This window comes from Pinibacter aurantiacus (genome assembly GCF_019130065.1).
Classification (GTDB): Bacteria; Bacteroidota; Bacteroidia; order Chitinophagales; family Chitinophagaceae; genus Pinibacter; species Pinibacter aurantiacus.
The window spans coordinates 51,574-71,526 of the sequence record NZ_JAHSPG010000016.1 but is presented as its reverse complement, the minus strand read 5'-3'; the positions used below and the strand labels follow the sequence as shown (position 1 = coordinate 71,526).

16 protein-coding genes are annotated in these 19,953 nt (G+C 40.8%); 6 read left to right on the top strand and 10 right to left on the bottom strand.

Features of this window, described 5'->3' with window-relative positions; genetic code table 11:
• Positions 1-446: 446 nt before the first annotated feature.
• From KTO63_RS21390 to aspS, 7 genes are all read right to left on the bottom strand, one after another.
• The gene (locus tag KTO63_RS21390; protein WP_217794003.1) at positions 447-866 is read right to left on the bottom strand and encodes a hypothetical protein; all 420 of its coding nucleotides are present in this window, start codon (positions 864-866) and stop codon (positions 447-449) included.
• Positions 867-932: 66 nt separating this feature from the next.
• Positions 933-1,880, bottom strand: a complete 948-nt coding sequence (locus tag KTO63_RS21385) for a hypothetical protein (RefSeq protein WP_217794002.1) — start codon at positions 1,878-1,880, stop codon at positions 933-935.
• 287 nt (positions 1,881-2,167) lie between these two features.
• Entirely contained in the window at positions 2,168-2,620 is a 453-nt protein-coding gene (locus KTO63_RS21380; RefSeq protein WP_217794001.1) for a GNAT family N-acetyltransferase, read from the bottom strand.
• 97 nt (positions 2,621-2,717) lie between these two features.
• Entirely contained in the window at positions 2,718-3,983 is a 1,266-nt protein-coding gene (locus KTO63_RS21375; RefSeq protein ID WP_217794000.1) for a replication-associated recombination protein A, read from the bottom strand.
• A gap of 175 nt (positions 3,984-4,158) precedes the next feature.
• Positions 4,159-4,728, bottom strand: coding sequence for an outer membrane beta-barrel protein (locus KTO63_RS21370; RefSeq protein WP_217793999.1), 570 nt, complete (start codon positions 4,726-4,728; stop codon positions 4,159-4,161).
• A 341-nt stretch (positions 4,729-5,069) separates the two neighbouring features.
• Positions 5,070-5,570: a hypothetical protein gene (locus KTO63_RS21365; protein ID WP_217793998.1), complete on the bottom strand. Its 501-nt coding sequence runs from the start codon at positions 5,568-5,570 to the stop codon at positions 5,070-5,072.
• A gap of 165 nt (positions 5,571-5,735) precedes the next feature.
• Positions 5,736-7,559, bottom strand: coding sequence for an aspartate--tRNA ligase (gene aspS / locus KTO63_RS21360; RefSeq protein WP_217793997.1), 1,824 nt, complete (start codon positions 7,557-7,559; stop codon positions 5,736-5,738).
• 275 nt (positions 7,560-7,834) lie between these two features.
• Here aspS and KTO63_RS21355 point away from each other — a divergent pair, with 275 nt between their 5' ends.
• The 3 genes from KTO63_RS21355 to KTO63_RS21345 all read left to right on the top strand — a co-directional run bounded on the left by KTO63_RS21355 (position 7,835) and on the right by KTO63_RS21345 (position 10,925).
• On the top strand, positions 7,835-8,674 hold the full coding sequence (locus tag KTO63_RS21355) for a zinc-dependent peptidase (protein ID WP_217793996.1): 840 nt from the start codon (positions 7,835-7,837) through the stop codon (positions 8,672-8,674).
• A gap of 156 nt (positions 8,675-8,830) precedes the next feature.
• Positions 8,831-9,232, top strand: a complete 402-nt coding sequence (locus tag KTO63_RS21350; RefSeq protein ID WP_217793995.1) for a hypothetical protein — start codon at positions 8,831-8,833, stop codon at positions 9,230-9,232.
• Positions 9,233-9,347: 115 nt separating this feature from the next.
• Positions 9,348-10,925 carry an NAD(P)/FAD-dependent oxidoreductase gene (locus KTO63_RS21345; protein ID WP_217793994.1) on the top strand — a complete coding sequence of 526 codons (1,578 nt, stop codon included), beginning with the start codon at positions 9,348-9,350 and terminating at the stop codon, positions 10,923-10,925.
• Between the two features lie 89 nt (positions 10,926-11,014).
• On the opposite strand, the gene KTO63_RS21340 is transcribed toward KTO63_RS21345, so the two are convergent.
• Positions 11,015-12,328, bottom strand: coding sequence for a glycosyltransferase 87 family protein (locus KTO63_RS21340; RefSeq protein ID WP_217793993.1), 1,314 nt, complete (start codon positions 12,326-12,328; stop codon positions 11,015-11,017).
• A 221-nt stretch (positions 12,329-12,549) separates the two neighbouring features.
• Between KTO63_RS21340 and KTO63_RS21335 the strand changes: the two genes are divergently transcribed.
• Complete coding sequence (locus KTO63_RS21335) at positions 12,550-13,986, top strand: hypothetical protein (protein ID WP_217793992.1); 1,437 nt, start codon at positions 12,550-12,552, stop codon at positions 13,984-13,986.
• A gap of 18 nt (positions 13,987-14,004) precedes the next feature.
• Here the strand turns inward: KTO63_RS21335 and KTO63_RS21330 are convergent, their stop codons facing one another.
• The gene (locus KTO63_RS21330; RefSeq protein ID WP_217793991.1) at positions 14,005-14,682 is read right to left on the bottom strand and encodes a hypothetical protein; all 678 of its coding nucleotides are present in this window, start codon (positions 14,680-14,682) and stop codon (positions 14,005-14,007) included.
• Positions 14,672-17,098 (bottom strand): mechanosensitive ion channel family protein, encoded by a 2,427-nt coding sequence (locus KTO63_RS21325; RefSeq protein ID WP_217793990.1) that lies wholly within the window; start codon positions 17,096-17,098, stop codon positions 14,672-14,674. Before KTO63_RS21325 ends, KTO63_RS21330 begins: the two co-directional genes overlap by 11 nt.
• Positions 17,099-17,445: 347 nt before the next feature.
• Between KTO63_RS21325 and abc-f the strand changes: the two genes are divergently transcribed.
• Together abc-f and KTO63_RS21315 are read left to right on the top strand one after the other, a co-directional pair.
• Entirely contained in the window at positions 17,446-19,035 is a 1,590-nt protein-coding gene (gene abc-f, locus KTO63_RS21320) for a ribosomal protection-like ABC-F family protein (protein ID WP_217793989.1), read from the top strand.
• 334 nt (positions 19,036-19,369) lie between these two features.
• Positions 19,370-19,828, top strand: coding sequence for a YciI family protein (locus KTO63_RS21315; RefSeq protein ID WP_217793988.1), 459 nt, complete (start codon positions 19,370-19,372; stop codon positions 19,826-19,828).
• The last annotated feature ends 125 nt before the right edge of the window (positions 19,829-19,953 follow it).

Below are 19,953 nucleotides of genomic sequence, written 5' to 3'. Positions count from 1 at the left end.
AGTTGAGAGTTGAGAGTTGGTGGCCAGATTTGTTATTATTTGATGGCTGTGTTTATATGCGGCATTGCGAATGAGCAATGACTCCAACAATTGATGAATTACTCATCACCTTTTTCGTTTATTCCAACAATAAGAATTTTAGGAATACATTTTGGCTGACAAGAGCTTCCGCATCTATTAAAGTGCATTTTCTACCAACCACTAACTCTCAACTCTCCATTCTCAACTCTCAACTATCTAAAAACAAATAGCCGCCAACTACTCGTCGACGGCTACTAAGGATACTGGGGTTAAACCAAAAAGTTATTCCAATAAGCAGTACAGGGAATGATCAATAAAATCTTTTTACTATAGGGTACTAAACGAAAACAATAGGGAACGGATCAGGTCAAAATTAACCGGATATTAGATTCTACCAATTTCCCTGTATGCTTATTGGAATTGAATTATTTCACAACAAGATTACCTTTTTCAATTTGCTCCTCATCACTGTACACATGAAACACATATGTACCTTTTGGTAACTGCGCTATTAAACTTGTTTGCCGATTGCGCAGATGCAACTCTTTAATCTTGTTATTTTCCTGATTGAAGATTGCAAGCTCATATATTTTATTCTCTTCGCCACTCACTGAAAAGAATAGCACTTTGTTAGAGGCATTTGTATAGAGCTTTACATCGTATGCTTTGCTGGTTGTGATTTTGGTAATTATTATACTATCTTTTAAAACACCTCTTTTACTTTGATCAGGAAAAAAATTTTTATCTTTTGTAGTCAGTACTGCATATGCTAAGCATGGAGCCAGTACTATCAATAACAGATAAGAATACTTTCTTTTTCCATTGGTAAAAGAGGATGTTTTCATAAGGTTCTATTTAGTTAACAAAACCAACCTGGCATATAACAATCGTTGTAACCTTTCTTTCGCGTATTAGTAACGGAAAGAAGGACAGCGGGTTGAATTGGCCCAAGGATCTGCGGCTTGCAAACGGAAACTAAGTTTCAAACCGATTGTATAGTACGCATCATTATTCTGGGGCGTTCCGCGTTTGTTATCACCTTGAAATACCTGTAATCTTTGGTCAGCCATTCTCTTCGCCAATTTTGCTGTTGCAGTGTTTGTACCAAAGTGTTGATCAAATAATTTAGGATCGATATAGTCTGTACTAACATCATCAATGTAGTCAGTAAATGTTTTACGATAGATGATCTCCAAACCCAATGCGAAGTTGTCACTGAAATAATATTTCAAACCAAGACCCATTGGAATACAAAGCTGTGTAAGATTGTAAGGTTTTCTGTCAGGATATTGAGAGAACCCTTCTCCTTCTGTGGCCAGCGGTTTCAGATAAACCCAATTGCCAGTTAAAGGATCTTTACCTTGTGGGTTGAAGTGGAACGCGCCCACACCAATTAAACCATAAGGACGCAGTTTGTGATATACATCATTAGGATTTTCTTCGAACATTACTGTCGGGAAAATTTCAGCAGCCAACATACCTTCCAGCAATGTAGATTTGAAACGTTGGTTACGATTTAATCTTGCTTCTTCCAGGCCACCTTTGGCTTTGATTACTGCATCATCGCCTTCGAGTGTACCATAGTTAATGGCCAAACGAATTCCTATTAATGGATTGGGATTGAATGTTAAGTGACCACCAAAAGTCAACTTGGTCATTGGGAAGTTATTATCCTTAAGGAACGTTGTTCCACGACCGGCGTTACCGCCAAGGTCTCCCAAAAAGTTAGATGGTCCTACTGTAATACCAGCTTCTGAATTGTCAAACAGACGGATCTGGCCGAAAGAAATGATTGATAGGCATAGGGCGCATATAGACAAAACACACTTGTACGCCAAAGCATGTACACGGTTTTTCATGTGAATATGTTTAAGTTTTCGAATAGTATTGGATAAAAGATATACGGTAACGACTACTCTCTTTTTTAGTCGCTATATATTAGTTATGTGATTTATTAAAGGATTGATTACTTCGCGAAAGATGCTTCGCATAATGATAGACGCTGACGGTTAGGCGTAGAGTTAATTTCATACTAATGGATTTTGTTTTCGAATATTGTTGTACCCTAACCTATAAACGGAGTATTTTAAATTTTGGTGTGTTTGGTTTAACTTTTTTTTAAAATAGGTATTATCGCATCGTATAATTACGAAACAGTTAGTAACATTTCTATATGGTCTATGCCGTCTTCTACGTAAATCTCGCTGCTTTGGGAAAACCCAAACGATTCGTAGAACTTCTTTAAATATAGTTGTGCTCCTATTTTAATTATATCTGCATTAAAAAGTTTTACACATTCCTCTATAGACTGCTGCATCAACAATTTGCCGATACCCAGATTTCTTGCTCTCGGAGAAGTAACCACCCGACCAATAGACACATGCTCATACGCAAAACCTGCGGGTAACAATCTTGTATAGGCCAAAAGATCGTTTTCATTCCAGCACATGTAATGGTGTGCGATCTGATCTTTATTATCAGCATCAAGAAATACGCAATTCTGCTCCACAACAAATACTTCACTTCGCAAACGCAGTATATGATACAATTCATTTGCGGTAAGATCGTTGAATGTCTTTAAGCTCCAGGTTAGTTCCATTTTATTTTAATTGAAAGTTGAAAATTGAAAATTGAAAATGAGGAATGATATTTTCCGGAGAGAACATCATTTTCAACTTTCAACTTTCAATTTTCAATTAATAGTTATACTTTTTCTTCCAGCGATCCTGAAGAAATTTTCTTATTTCGTTTTCTCTTGCGTTCTGGCCGGGTTCGTAAAATTTATTGCCACTTATTTCTCCCGGCAAATATTCCTGCTCAGAAAAATTGTTTTCATAGCTGTGGGAATATTTATAGTCTTTGCCGTAGTTCATGTTCTTCATCAGCTTTGTAGGAGCGTTTCTTATGTGCAGGGGCACCGGCAGGTCTCCGTAGCTGCGCACTGCTGAAAGTGCTGCATCTATTGCCATGTAAGAAGCATTGCTTTTTGCCGATGTGGCAAGATACACTGCGCATTGTGACAATATTATTCTTGCTTCCGGGTAGCCGATTTTGTTGACCGCTTCAAACGTAGCGTTGGCAAGCAGTAAAGCATTAGGATTCGCATTGCCGATGTCTTCACTTGCAAGGATCAGCATTCTGCGTGCAATAAACTTAACATCCTCACCGCCTTCAATCATTCTTGCGAGCCAGTAAACGGCACCATTGGGATCACTGCCACGCATAGATTTTATGAATGCCGAAATAATATCATAATGCTGCTCCCCTTTTTTGTCATACAATGCAATGCGTTGCTGTGCTATCTCCATTACTTTCTCGTCTGTAATTTCGGCATTGTCATCCAATGCATCGGTTACGAGCTCCAGCAAATTCAACAACTTTCGAGCATCGCCGCCGGATATATTTATTAAGGCGGATGTTTCTTTAAGAATAATGTTTTTCTTTTTAAGTTGTTCATCATTCTTAAGGGCAAATTCAAGCAAAGCAGTGAGATCTGCCTCATCCAGCGGTTTGAGCACATACACCTGGCAGCGACTGAGCAATGCACTGTTTACTTCAAAAGACGGATTTTCTGTTGTGGCGCCGATTAAGGTTATCGTGCCTTTTTCAACGGCTCCCAACAATGCATCCTGTTGTCCCTTGTTAAAACGATGAATCTCATCTATAAACAAGATTGCCCTTTCTTTTGTTTTAGCGTCTTCGATAACCTCGCGCACATCTTTTACGCCACTGCTAATGGCACTTAGCGTGTAAAATGGCACATTCAGTGTATGGGCGATAATATTGGCTATGGTTGTTTTGCCCACTCCCGGAGGCCCCCACAAAATCATGCTCGGAACTTTTCCCTGTTCTATGGCTGTGCGTAAAATGCTGCCCTTACCGGTGAGGTGTTTTTGACCGGCCAGTGCGTCCAGTGTAGACGGACGCAATCTCTCTGCTAAAGGAATCGCTTCATTACTCATGGTGAGTCAAAAGTAAAAAAGGAAGAGGAGAGTTGAAAATGGAGAATTGAGAATTGAGAGTTAAGATTCGTTAGGCTCTAAGAGAGGAAGCATCTGCCACTCTCAATTCTCAATTCTCCACTCAAAAAAAACGCCCGGCAAAGTGCCAGGCGCTATTAACAGATGTTGGTATAAATTATTTTTTACCACCAAAATTTTTAGAGATCCCGACGTTGAATGACTGACCGAATGTCAAACCAAATGAAGTAGTTGCATCTCCACCTTTAGGCTTCATATTGTCGAAGGTAATTGCACCAATACCGAAGCTAAGCGCGAAACCATTTTTCACGTTAACTGCCACTGCGGGTGTAATGTAAGCATATACACCGCTTGCTTTATAATCGCCTTGCTTTTCACCTTGATATCCGGTACCGAGTTGACCCCAGATAGCAAAGATGTTAGAAATAGGATGTGTGTAACGCACAAAAGGACCTGCTTTGAAAGTGTTAGCAGCCTTTGCATCACCAGCCTTTTGGGTTGAGAAGCCGAGTTCAGCACCTACTGTCCAGTTTTTGTCAAATTGATAACCTACGCCTGGAGCGATAGAAAAGTCAGTACTTTTATAAGTACTGCCATCACCCGCGTTTGTTGGAGTCTTTGAAGTATTCAAACCTACATTACCAAACACCAATACACTTCCTTGTTGAGCCTTTGCAGAGATTACAGCGCCGACTAAAATGAATGCAGCCAATAACATTTTTTTCATAAATAAAATTTTTGTGATCACTAAGAATCAAATTCAAAACCAAAGGTTGCAGCCCCTTAGTGAAATGATAACATTGTCAGTGTTATATTGACACATCATCATGTTATAAAACTTATTCGTATTGCGTGTGTGCAAATTTTTCATGGGCAAAAACCTTATTCAATAAGTAGTGTGGCCGATTCTATAAATTAGAATATACATAACCGTTACATCGGTTATAGGGGAGGAATTTCCAGTAATAGGGAACTACAATGTTTTGGCAAAAATTTCAAGACTCATACCACATTAAATAAAAAATGCATCGCTGGTGCGATGCATTTTTTATCTGGAGACTATTTCGTTTATTCCGGGTTCTGATTTTCATCCTGGCTTTTGTACCATCTTAACAATGACATGCTTATCAATACGTTTACCAAAACTGCTAATCCAAAAATTACCATTCCAACCGCTAACATTTGATACAGCAACTCAAAATTCACTTTTTCGTATTGCTCAATGTGTTCAACAAACATCTTTTTGTTCTCTTTTGCTACTTCTTTTGCATTTCGAAAAAGATCGAAGCCAATTCTAATAGTTACAAAAGAAAAAAATATCGCTATAAAACCCATTACCTGCAAGCTCAATGGTGTTTTTTTATCCATTGGAGCGTTATAGACAATGCAATTGCGAAGCCTTAATGATTCGTAACTGTGTAAACCAATAGCACCAAACAATACTACCGCCACAAATCCGATTTTTGGACCCACTATCCCCGAAAGAATCAGTCCCAACAATACGCATCCACAAGACACGACAAGGTTGATCCAGGATAGTATGACGGATGTTTTTAGTGCGGCCTTCATTTTTCTTCTGTGTTATTTTGTGGAATTCGCAATTAATAATTAATAATTAACAATTAATAGTGTAACACCCGGATAAATGAGCTAATGGTCTTACCCGTCTAACTTTTTAGGGAAGCATTTAATTCAGAATACAACCCTATTAATTACTAATTATTAATTATTTCTCTACCCCAGTTTTATCTGCAATTCCTTCAACTGCTTTTCATCAATGGATGACGGCGCATCAAGCATTACATCGCGGCCGCTATTGTTTTTAGGGAAGGCTATAAAATCACGGATGCTTTCGCTTCCGCCTAAAATAGAACACAGGCGATCGAAACCAAAGGCAATACCGCCGTGTGGTGGTGCGCCGTATTCAAATGCTCCGAGAAGGAAGCCGAACTTGTGCAGCTGTTCTTCTTTGTCCATACCCAACGCTTCAAACATTTTTTCCTGCAATTCACGTTGGAAAATACGGATGGAGCCGCCGCCAATTTCATTCCCGTTTAAAACCATATCATAGGCATTTGCCTTGATGTTCGCATAAGGATGCTTCAAATATTCTGCCGCATTTTCTATGCGCGGATTGTTGTTGATCATTGTTGGAATGTCGCTTGGTTTTGGCGCTGTAAACGGATGGTGCCTTGCTACCCAGCGATTTTCCTCTTCTGCATATTCAAACAATGGGAAATCGAGTACCCACAATAATTTGAACTCGTCTTCTTTACGCATTCCAAGACGTTTGCCCATTTCCAGGCGAAGCTCACTCATTGCCTTACGTGTTCTTTCTTCAGCTCCCGCAAGAATTAAGATAAGGTCTCCTGCTTTAGCTCCGGTTGCCTCTGCAATGGTTTTTAACTTATCTTCTGAGTAAAATTTATCAACGCTGCTTTTGAAAGTTCCGTCTGCATTACACTTAATATTAACCAATCCCTGCATGCCTATTTGCGGACGTTTCACCCATTCTGTCACCTCATCTATTTGCTTGCGCGTGTATTCTGCAATTCCGGGAACGGCGATAGCCACTACTGTTTCTGCGTTATCGAATACGCCGAAGTTTGCGCCTTCCAATACGTCACCTGCTGCCTTTGCTTTTGCCGGGAACGTATGCTGAGGAAATTTCAAATTGGCGATCTTCATGCCGAAGCGGATATCCGGTTTATCATTTCCATACGTCCACATTGCTTCTTCCCATGTAGTGCGTTCTACTTTTTCCGTAATTTCTACGCCTTTCACTGTTTTGAAAATATGTTTGATCATACCTTCAAACATGTTCAGAATATCTTCCTGCTCCACGAAACACATTTCGCAGTCGATCTGGGTAAACTCTGGCTGTCTGTCTGCACGCAGGTCCTCATCACGGAAACATTTTACCACCTGGTAATACCTGTCGTAACCGCTTACCATCAGCAATTGCTTAAAGGTTTGCGGGGACTGAGGCAACGCGTAGAACTGGCCGGGGTTCATTCTGGATGGCACCACGAAATCTCTCGCGCCTTCCGGAGTAGACTTGATGAGGAACGGGGTTTCAATATCCATGAAGTTTTGCTCATGCAAAAAGTTTCTCGCGGCGCGGTTCACAGAATAGCGCAGTTCAAGATTTCTCTTTACGGCATTTCTGCGAAGATCGAGGTAGCGGTACTTCATGCGCAGGTCATCTCCACCATCTGTATCATCCTGGATGGTGAACGGAGGGACCGCTGATTTATTTAGAATGGAAAATTCCTGTACAAGTATTTCGATATCGCCGGTAGGAATGTTGGCGTTTTTATTGCTTCTTTCACTTACTTTTCCTTTCACCTGGAGCACAAATTCTCTTCCCAGCGGATTTTCATCCAGTTGCTTATTCAATTCTTCTCCAAACAAAAGTTGGGTAATGCCGTAGCGGTCGCGAAGATCAATAAAGGTGATGCTTCCAAATTTGCGCACGGTTTGTACCCAGCCGGCAAGCGTAACTTCATTGTTTACATTGGTTAGTCGTAATTCACCACAAGTGTGTGTTCTATACATGAGATTCCGGTTGATATTAACATTAAAGGGTAAAATTCCCCTAAAATTAGAGGCGCAAAGGTACAATTGGGAATTAATAATTAATAATTAATAATTAACAGGGCGGCAGTCATTATTGAATGCAGCCTTTGGGACATATGTAACAAAAATGCAACCTGATTTAACAGTGAGCCTCACCTATTAATTATTCATTATTAATTATTAATCGATTTTCGCCTCCTATCTTCGATAATAAATTACAACTTTACCCGTTTACCTTATATACCGCAGTTCCAATGGAAGAAATTTCTTCTGAACCGATTTTAACTACACTGTTGCTTGTTGGCGGCATTTTCCTGGTGGCAGGCTATTTTTGTGCCTCGCCGATTAGAAGATATTTGTATAACAGAAAAATCTCTTCCGTTGTAGAAGCAGAACTTACTGCCAACTGGAAATACTACGATGATCTGCTTTGCTCTTATAACAATTATTACAAGAGACTGGACGCGGAAAACAGGACCAAATTCATTACCCGGTTACTTCATTTTCAGCATAGTAAAGAGTTTGAGTTTGTGCAACTCGATGCACAACCGGAAATGCCGGTGCTCGTTTCGGCGGCAGCCATTCAGCTGACTTTTGGCCTTGACCATTACCTGCTCGACTTTTTCAAGAAGATATATATAACGGAGTGCGACTATTATTACGGGCTGAACCAAACGCCTTTCCAGGGACATGTAAGTAGCCAGGGCATTTATCTTTCGTGGAATAATTTCGTTAAGGGGTACAAATTTGATGATGATGCCCAAAACGTTGGGTTGCACGAAATGGCGCACGCGCTGGCTTATACGAACTTTGTGGCGCATGAGGACATGGACTACGATTTCATTGCCAGATTTTATCGCTTCTCCAAAACTGCAAGGCCCATCTTTAATCACATGCAGATGTACAGCGACGCGCAAATGCCCAACGATACCATACTTGACAACTATGCAGCAACAAACTACAACGAATTTTGGGCCGTATGCGTGGAAACCTTCTTCGAAAAGCCGGGAGAGCTTTGCGAACAAATGCCGGACCTGTATGCGGCGCTGAGTGACCTGCTGAATCAAAACCTGCTGGAATCAATTAAGAATTAGGAATTGGTGGTAGGGAGACACATTGTTATGTGGGGAGATTCGGAGACGCATTGTTATGCGGGGAGATTCGGAGACGCATTGTTATGCGGGGAGATTCGGAGACGCATTGTTATGCGTCTCTACTAAATCCTAATTTCTAATTCCTAGCTTTGCCTCATGCCCAATAATTACCTAAAAAGCCTTTACAGCAAGGTGGATCAGGCCGTAAAGGAAACAAATACGCTTATAGATTTTTTGGAAACCAATGCCAAAAACCTGGCATTTTCGCAAGCCGAAGCTGAACAGAGCCTGGAGTTTAATGCCTATTGCGAACTGTTGTCTGACATAAAGAAAGCCGCTGAAACGCCCCCGGTTAACAATAACAAAGACATACAATTTATTACTACACAATTACGGGAAATGCCGGAATTGTCTGCAAATGATTTTAAACTTCATTCGGCACTCCCCTTGTTTGGTATTATGAAACTGAGGCGCATCGCTTCCCTTATCAAAAAATTACGTGAGGTAGATGTTAAGTTGCAAGCAGCGGCGTTTAGTTTGAATATGAACATACGTTAATTGAAAATTGAAAGTGGAAAATTGAAAATGATTGGGTTGCCAAACTTCCCCCCTTTTCAACTTTCAACTTTCAATTATCAACTATTGTCTTAATTTGCCCCGCGGAAAAACGACTATGAAAAGAAAAGCGATTATTATTGGCGCCGGCCCGGCAGGGCTTACTGCAGCGTATGAACTTTTAACCCGAACGGATATTGTTCCTGTTATCCTTGAAAAATCAACGGACATTGGCGGGCTTAGCAAAACCGTTAATTACAAGGGCAACAGGATGGATATTGGCGGACACAGGTTCTTCTCAAAGTCGGATAGGGTCATGAATTGGTGGCTGGGTATTCTGCCCATTGAAAAAAACGAAGACGAGCACATTTCTATAAACTATCATCGTCAGTCATATGAGTTGCGTGATGAAATGCTTCACAAACCGGTTGCCGATCCCTCCAAAGTAATGCTGATACGCAACAGACTTTCGAGGATCTATTACAACAAAAAGTTCTTCAGCTACCCGGTTAGCCTTTCTGTTGAAACGCTGAGCAACCTGGGGTTTGTTAAAACATTGCGCATATGCTTTTCTTACGCTAAAGCCGTTTTGTTCCCGTTAAAAAATGAAGTTTCTCTCGAAGATTTTTTTATAAACCGCTTCGGCAACGAATTGTATGAAACCTTTTTCAAAGATTATACGGAAAAGGTTTGGGGTTCTCCCTGCAAAGAAATTCCTGCTGAATGGGGCAAGCAACGCATAAAAGAATTGTCCGTTAGAAAAGCGATTGCACATGCTGTTCAAAAAAATCTTTTGCCTGCTAAGAAAAACTCTATCTCGCAAAAGCAAACAGAAACGAGCCTGATTGAAAAGTTTTTGTACCCAAAGTTTGGCCCCGGCCAGTTGTGGGAAGAAGTGGCTGACATTATTATGGCCAAGGGAGGAGAAATTCATTTTAATCAGCAGGTAACGGAGATCATTCATTCCAATCAAACTATTGAAAGTGTAATTTCTCACAACAGCGAAACGAAAGAAGCGCGCACCTTTTCAGGAGAATTCTTTTTTTCAACAATGCCGGTACAGGAACTTATAAAAGGTATGCAACCTTCGGCGCCGCCGGACATTGCCGAGATCGCTGGCAAGCTACAATACCGCGATTATATAACGGTAGGGCTTCTTGTAAACAAACTGGCTTTTGACAAAACAAAAGAACATTCTATAAAAGATAACTGGATCTACATACAGGAAAACTATGTAAAAATAGGTCGCTTACAAATCTATAATAACTGGAGCCCTGCAATGGTGAATAACCCGGATCATGTGTGGCTGGGGCTTGAATACTTTTGTAATGTAGATGATGAATTGTGGCAATTGCAGGATGATGCATTTATTCGATTTGCCATTAAAGAATTGTGTGAAATTGGTTTTATTAACGCAGAAGACGTGCTGGACAGCAATATTGTGAGAATGGAAAAAACATATCCAGCCTACTTTGGCAGTTATAACAGGTTTCCGGAAATACGCGACTACGTAAACACATTTGAAAACCTCTTTCTTATTGGCCGCAATGGCATGCACAAATACAACAACAGTGATCACTCCATGCTTACGGCAATGATTGCGGTTGACAATATCATTGCTCAAAAATCAACCAAGGAGAATATCTGGAGCGTGAATACGGAGGACGATTATCATGAGGAGAAGACGAATAGCTGAGTACCAGAAAGGACGTGTTCGCAATTTACCACTAAGACACTAAGAACACTAAGCCTCACTAAGAGAACCCTTAGTGCAACTTTGTGTTCTTAGTGTCTTAGTGGTAAACCGGAGGGACGAACATTTTCGCCGTTGCATCTATCAACTGTAAGTCTGCGGATAAAAATATAATCTACCAGCACATAAAACATGATCGCCTCTCCCAATGCGCTTTGGTTAGGAAAAAGAAATGGCCAGCCATTCATAAATGCAATGCCAAGCAATAAAACAGCCACGGCAACAATATTCTCACGCAAAAAAATCAGCATGATAAATGCCGGAAATATCCATTGAATATTATTGTATCCTCCCCTTGCTCCTATAAGAAAAAGCTCCGACATCATATACAACAAAAAACCAAACAGGAAGAGATCATGCGTGTCAAATTGTTTGACGGAATTTTTCCATAGAAAAAACAGCGAGCATATTATTACAACAACAGCAAACAATGCAATAAGCATTGGAGCCCGTAGTTCATACCCCCTGGCTTTGAAAATATGCTGCAAATTGCTCATTCCTGCTGAAGCGAAACCGCTCTTGTAATCGGTGAGGTTGGAAACGCCTTCTACATCTTTGGGTTTTGTGATCAAATGATTGGTGGGAACATAACTTTCTTTGCCGAGCTGTTCCATTTCATAATGCTTCATGGCATTGCTGTAATCTGCCCATGTTGCCTTTAATGGAAGAAAAAAAACGAACAAACCAAGCACAAATCCAATTGCGGAACCCAGCACCCACTTAAAATCTTTTTGCAACAGAAAAGGAATGTTCAGTAACAAAAACAACGGTCGCAGCCATATCGATATACCTGTGATCGCACCTGCCAGCAAATGATTGTAGCGCGATTTACTGTTGTACACAAAGTAGCTGAGAGAAAAAATGAACGCATATAAAATATAGGTCTGTCCGCGCTCTACATTACAAAACATGCTATCAGACATCATAAATCCGAGGAGGATAATTGCGAGGGGAAGGAATATTTTCTTTTTCGACTCGTTTACTTTCCAGATAAAAAATAATGACAGCCCAAACAAAACATAAAGAATAACCGTCCACAAAATTCTGATGTATTTATAAGAAAGAAGCGACAGTGGCTTGTTTAATAACAGGAGGGCCGGCGTTACCACATTTCCATTTACTTTCCGGTTAAGTTCATCATTGGGATCAAGATAGCGAACATCATCACCATTGTGCCACTTGTAAAAATAGGGCGACTGATCTGTAAGTAAAAGCCGGCTACCAACTATCCTGCATCTCAGATCGGTTCCTCCAAACTTTTCTGTATAGTAAAAAGACTTTGCAATTGAAACAATAGCAAGCAAAGAAAGCAGTATGATTAGAACTCTTTTTGAGTATTGCGACATCGTCAGGGTATTAATTCCGGTTTGAGCAAATTGATTTATCTTGTAAACATAAATATAAAAGGGATATGGCTAACTGTTGAATATGTTTGAGGTGTTTTCCATAGTCAACCTTTAGCCATCGCAAAGCCCAACAAATTCGGTCCTTTTCAAAACTACTTTCACTCGTAAGCGTTAATACATTGTTTGCCCGTTAACAATAATCATTTACTCAAACGTTATTCATGCTGCGGAAAAAACTGTTGTTGTTTATTGCTTTCCTGAGCCATTTCCTTTTACATGCACAAGATGCCAATTATTGGATCAACCATTATTCACCGGGGGGCTTCTTTTTGCCCGGAGCCGTTGTCGCAAACAATGGTGATAGCGGTGTGTTTTTCTACAACCCTGCATTACTGACCCAATCAAAGCTTGTAACACTTTCCGCAAGTGCCACGGCCTATCAATATGACAACATAAAGATCAAAGACGGGGCAGGAACCGGCAAGGATCTGATTTCAACCAACACCGGTGCAACTGCCTTAATGCTTGTGGGAAGCCTCAAAATTCCGGGCAGGCATCCATGGTATATCGGCTACGGGCTTATTCAGCAACCGGCTTTCAATTTCTCGGTCACACAACGACGCGACGATGTTTTCAATGTACTGGATGATAGTTACAGCCCCGGCCCCGAAACATTTATCGGCCAATTTCTAAGTGAAAATTCGTCCAAAGAAGCCGGTGGTGTTGTGAGTGCCGGTTTAAATGTTTCAAAGAAATTATCGCTCGGCCTAACAATTGAGGGCTATCATAGAAAACAGGTGATCAATACCTCTTATTACGCAAGGGCATTGGTAAATCCCGGCGCAGGCTCTTCCATACCACTTGTAAGTTACGATGCATCTTATTATGCTAATTACAGTACTAATGGTATAAGATTGAGATTAGGTGGTGCGTGGGATGGAGCAAAAGACAAATTGGGGCTGCTGATTTCTTCTCCCAATATCGGCATTACCGGAAAAGGCACAATCCTTACGGACAATGTCATCAACAATATTGACTTTGCTCTTTCCGGAAACCCTGCAAGTCTGCTGGCAAATACCAGGCAGGAAGATTTGAAGGCTACATGGAAAAAACCATTCAGTATTGCGGCGGGATATTCGCACTTCTTTCGAAAGTGGACGACTTATGTAAGCCTGGAATATTTTGGAGCGGTAAAAGAGTATAACATTCTCACACCCAGAAAAGATTTTTTTATCCGTCCGGATACAGGATTCAATTCACTTACACCTGACATTTTAAAATTAAAAGATCTACGTCAGGACGTGCTGAACTGGGCAATTGGCGCGAGTTACCTGATCAACCCAAAATACACTTTCTTTTGTTCGCTTCGAAGTGATTATACCTATGCTAATAATAATTTGTATAAAAACACCGACGGCTTTATAGCCAATGCTACTGAATGGAACATTTATCATTTGCAACTGGGCCTAAACGTTAAGCGGGAAAAATTTAATTTCCGGGTAGGCGGTTATGTTAGTCACGGTAAAACGGGCAGCTATCCGCAGCAGGAAAATTTTGATGATCCTAAAGAAGAAAATTTCTTAAACGGAACAACGGGTCACACCAGTGCTAAATATTTTTCAGCAGGGTTATTGATTGCTTATTTGCACAACTTTTAAAAGGATGAATTGACATCTTTAAAAATAAAATGCGGGATACGGTTCATTTTGAAAGTCGAGTAGTTTAGGAAAATCATTCCCCGGAATGGTTTTAAACGCAGGGGCCACGCTCGGATTTGCCGGATATGTTTTTCCATCGAACTTCAGCAAATGATATTTTCCGGAACTCATTAATATCAAATCGTTCCAGTTATTGGTTTTTGTATTGCTGATCACTACCGGATAATTCGTTACTGAAAAATAAGTGATCGCATCTCCTTTGCCTGTCAGCAACATTACGCTACAGCCACCTGAACCGCAGAAGTAAGGGCCACTCAGTCCAACGAATATTTCTTTGTTTCCATCGCCGTTTAAATCATACTCGTAAATCCTGAATCTTCTGCTGGCAGAATCTATAACACCCTTGGCGACATCGTCTTTATACCTTTCTCTTAATTTGCTGGCAACTATTTCCACAGCTTCTTTCCGGTAAGAATCGGGCTTATATGCAGCAACAGGAAACGAATCCGTAGGGTCAGGATCCGCAGGATCGTTCAACCGCTGATTAATTTTTTTAGCCGTGTCCATATTCTGCACTTCCACCAATGAATCTACTGAGGCAGCTCTGTGATTTTCCGACCCGCAAGCGCATAAAAGAATGCCGGTTGCAGTAGTGAAAGCGAGCATTTTTCTTTGTATGAATATTTTATTTAGCATCTGTGTCGTCACTTTTTTTACCTGGTAAATTATGAATATAAACATCCTGCTGTGGAAACGGAATAACAACTCCCGCTTCTTTAAAAGCCTGGTCAATCTTAGAAATAATCTCACTTTTCAATGTAAGCGAATATCGAATATGCGGCGCCCACACCAGCAACTCGAATTGAATGGAGCTATCTCCAAAATCTTTGACAATCACAACAGGCGCAGGATTTTTTAGCACCTGGTTATCGTTTTCCACAATATCCAGCAGTATCTTTTTTACCTTTTCAATATCTGTGCCATAAGCCACTCCCACGGCAATGTTAAGCCTGCGCAGGTTCTTGCCCATCGTCCAGTTTACAAGTCGCATACTAAGCAGGTCCCCGTTAGGCACCACAATGTTGGAGCCATCGGGCATAATGATCACACTGCTTCGGAAACCGATTGATTTCATGGTGCCCAATTTGTTGTCTATTTCAATAATGTCGCCCACATTTACCGGCTTCTCAAATGCAATAATGAGTCCGCTCACAAGGTTGTGCACGAGGCCCTGCAACCCAAGACCAATACCCACACCCAATGCTCCGAGTATGATCGTTAACCTGTCCAGCGGAATGCCTGCAGCAGCAAAAGCGAGATAAAGTCCCAGGCATATCACAAAAATCCGCATCAGCAATATCCAGCTGCTGAAGTCGGCTCTCCGGGACTTCTTATCCGCAGCATTCATGTATTCCGGCTCAGATGCAAAAAAAGAAATGATACGTGAAATAAATAAGGAACAAACGAGAATCAATATGAAGACAAACAGTCCCTTGATGGAGAAGTTGTAACTGCCAAGTGTTCTTTCCGTATTCAGAAAATCATTAAATGGATCAGCAAATGCTTTAAACGAATAAAAATTTCTACCCACTAAAATTATCCAACCCGTTACCAGCAACACATACAAAATGGCGGGCACCTTATTTCCCACCTTATTAAAATTAATGTAGAACGACCCCTTTCCCGGTTCTTTGTAAACGCTGGATGCATACCCAAGCACTTCATTCAAAAGCCTTACCGTCCACAAGAAAGAGATGGCAATCACAAGGCCCATGAATCCTCCGGTAAAAAATGTTTTAGATAAATTGAACCTGCCAAAAAGGTTCAGAAAAAAAGAGATCGTTTCAAACGCAATCATAAATACAATAAAATAACGAATGCCTCTTTCCCTTAGTTCTTTGCGATGGCTACTCATTACAACAAAGCTGCCGTACAGAGCACCCAAAATCGACAACAGCAACATCACCCATCTTTCCTGCATGGAAGCCTGTAAAATAAGATTGTCGATACTCGCCAGCATAAACATGGCAGCAAATGACAGCCAAAACACCATCCAGAATGTGCTGATGAATTTGTAAAAAATAATACTCAGGCATACGAGTGAGATAAGCCACAACAACGCGCTGAAAATAAACGGCGTCCCTATAAACATGAACTGACCGAGGTTTACCATTATGAAGATCGCTGAAACTACCGGAAACCGTAGCGATAATTTGCCCCCAAGATCAATAGGCGACTCATCTCTGCTATACACGATTCTTCTGAGCGAGTAAATAAAAACAGCGGAGAGAATTATAAGGATAACAAGTATTATGATCTTCGCGACATTGTCCTTCACGTAGAAGTTGAGCGCCAGCAACCCTTTGCGTTTTGACAGACTCATCACCTGCTCAAAAGACTGCGTTGTATTAAACGGCGTAAGTATACCGGGCAACTCACGGCTCAGTGAGCGCCCATGCAACTGCAGCATAAAATTTTCTACATCTTCTTGCGTTGACCTTATTTGGTAAATGGAATAATTGATCCCGTTCTGCAACTTCTGCGTACTCTCCAGTGATTTATCAATGGCACTATCCACCGGGGAAACCTCCTTCGCCACTACAACCAGCTGCTGCATGTATTTCATCAGCACTGCCGAATCTGAAGGGAACTGGTACAAAGTTGTATCTGTAGCAAGCGAATCAATTTCGCTCCTTAACTTAAACAATGCTGCTTCGTATTTGTCAACAATTCTTTTTCTGCCTTGGAGGCTTACAATCAACTCTGATAATATTGCAGACGATTCTGTAAGATTACGTTGCGTTTGTCCCGCCTCGTTATTGGTAAAAACACCGTCCCTTACAATTTTTAGATCCTTACCAGCGAGATCAAGTTCGCGAGCAAGTGCAACAGTATCTACTCCTTTTTTAAGTAGAATTTTTGCAGCGCGAATTAACCTTACCGTCTCATCGAGCGTTTTTCTTCGTCGGCTCGCTACCTGTGCATCTTTGAACTTTGCAATACTGAGCCCCTCTTCCCTTTCAGCAACGTCCTGAAGCATTTTTACAAAATGAGATTTCCTTTTAACCGTATCGTTTGCAGAAAGGGAATCCTTTTGCTGAGCCTTTGCCATAAAGCAAACACAGATCAAAAGCAGGCATATTTGCATCCTAATCAGAAAGACCATTAATAGCGTAGTATTTGTTAAAAAAAGGGTTAAAAGAGCCCCGAATGTTGAGTAACAATTTTAACTCGTTAAGGTTCAGAGGAGTTGCAATAACTGAATAACTGAATGACTGAATAACTGAGTGGTTCAATTTCATTTTTTCACTTCGACTATCAACCTCTCAGTTATTCAGTCATTCAATTATTCAATTTTTTCTTACTTTTGCACCCTCACTAAAAACAAATCGATGTAAAATAATTTCTTTCAAAAAATAAAAATGACAATCAGTTGCTCACTTTTTAACGAAAGAAATTATGCTTATTCTTCAAGGTATAACCTATACCCATCCGAACAGGGATTTGTTGTTCGACAATCTAAGTTTTACTATAAATCAACAAGATAAGATTGCCCTGATAGGCAATAATGGCACGGGAAAATCTACGCTTTTAAAAATAATAGCGGGAGAAATTCTGCCGGCAAAAGGCGCTGTAAAAACAGATTCCAGGCCGTATTATGTCCCACAAATCTTTGGACAATATAATGATGTAACGGTTGCGCAGGCATTGCAAATTGAAGACAAACTGCATGCGCTGAAAGACATTCTCGACGGCAATATGACCGATAATAACCTGGCTGTCTTAAACGATGACTGGACAATCGAGGAAAGATGTGCTGAAGCTCTGGCACACTGGCATTTAAAAGATATTGACCTGCATCAAAAAATGGAATCGCTTAGTGGCGGGCAGAAAACGAAAATATTTTTAGCAGGCATTATTATTCATCAACCGGAGATCGTGTTGCTGGATGAACCAAGCAATCACCTGGACATTGCAGCAAGGGCGATTTTGTATGACTACATACAATCTACAACAGACACGCTTATTGTGGTGAGCCACGACAGGATGCTTTTGAATCTTCTCGACACAGTATATGAATTAAGCGGGAAAGGAATTACCGTTTACGGCGGCAACTATGAATTCTATGCAGAACAAAAACAGATCGAAGAAAATGCTTTTGAACAAGATTTGAAGAGCAAAGAAAAAGCGCTGCGCAAAGCAAAAGAAACAGAGCGTGAAGCGATGGAGCGAAAGCAGAAACTCGATGCACGCGGAAAGAAAAAGCAAGAGAAGGCTGGCCTGCCCACCATTTCCATGAACACATTTAGAAACCGGGCAGAAAAAAGCACTGCACAAATGAAAGATGTGCATGCCGAAAAAATCGATTCGCTCTCTGATGCGGTAGACAAAATGCGCAAGCAATTACCAGACATCGATAAAATAAAAATCGGATTGAATAATTCTGGTTTGCACAAAGGAAAAATCCTGATCGATGCGAAGGATATCAATTATAAGTATGGTGAGGAACAGCTTTGGGAAAACAGTTTGACATTTCTTATTACGAGCGGCGAACGCATTGCCATCAAAGGTTTGAACGGTTCGGGAAAAACAACATTGATCAAAATAATGTTAGGCGAATTTGAACCTGCAATGGGAAAAATTGACTGTGCAGCAAACAAAGCCATTTATATCGATCAGGATTATTCGCTGATCGACGATCGGCTTACCATATATGAGCAGGCGCAGAAATTCAACTACGATCACTTGCAGGAACATGAAGTAAAAAACCGTTTGAACAGATTTTTATTTACCAAAGCGCATTGGGATAAATCATGTGCCGCACTGAGTGGTGGAGAAAAAATGCGTTTAATGCTTTGCTGTCTTACCATGAGCGATCAGGCGCCAGATATTATTGTGCTGGATGAGCCAACGAATAATCTGGACATCCAAAACATTGAAATACTCACCCGGGCGATCAATGAATACAAGGGCACATTGCTTGTTGTTTCGCATGATGAATATTTTTTAAAACAGATTGATGTTGAAGCGGAATTGGTTGTTAGCTGATAGTTGTTGGTTGGTAGGCTTTGGTTGACACATTCCCTTCATACTGCAAATTTCGCGATGGAGATTGCTTCGACCGTTAACAATATTTGATCAAACGTTTTTTTCCAGCTGCATTCTCCGCCGGCCTCGCAATGACGTGCCGCTTCCAATGTTTTGCCAGACAGGTTGCCTGTGTTAATCTAAAAGCGGCACGTCATTGCGAGACCGGCGGAGATCGATTGGTTGAAGATTAAAAAACACCCCGTAAAACAGGGACCGGGCGAAGCAATCTCAAGCTTCAGGTTGACGAAAAGAATTAACCTTTGTACATTGCTTCAACCACAAACTCACTACCATGCGTAAGATTTTAACTGCCTTGATTCTTTGCATTGCTTCGCTATGTGTAAGCGCACAAAGCAACAATGCAAAATTCAACAAAGCCCTTGCCGACTCACTAGGTGCTGATGAATATGGAATGAAAATGTATGTGTTGGTTATTCTAAAAACAGGCAATAGTACAATAACCGACAAACCAAAAATCGATAGTTTGTTCGGCGGGCACATGCAAAACATTGGTCGGCTCGCAAGTGAAGGCAAGCTTGTTGTTGCAGGACCGATGAAAAAGAATGACAAAAATTATCGTGGCATTTTTATTCTGAATGTGAAAACTATTCCAGAAGCAAAAGCACTGCTTGAAACAGACCCGGCTGTTAACGCAAAACTGCTGGATGCTGAAGTTTATGAATGGTACGGCTCAGCAGCGCTGCCATTATATTTGAAGCATCATGATGAAGTGAAAGCGAAGGATTTTTAGTTAACACTACCTCAAATGCCAGTGAACAATTTACCACTAAGGCACTGAGGGCACTTAGCTACACTAAGGGTTGTTTTATGTTTAGCTTCCCCTTAGTGAAACTTAGTGTGCTTCCCGTCTTAGTG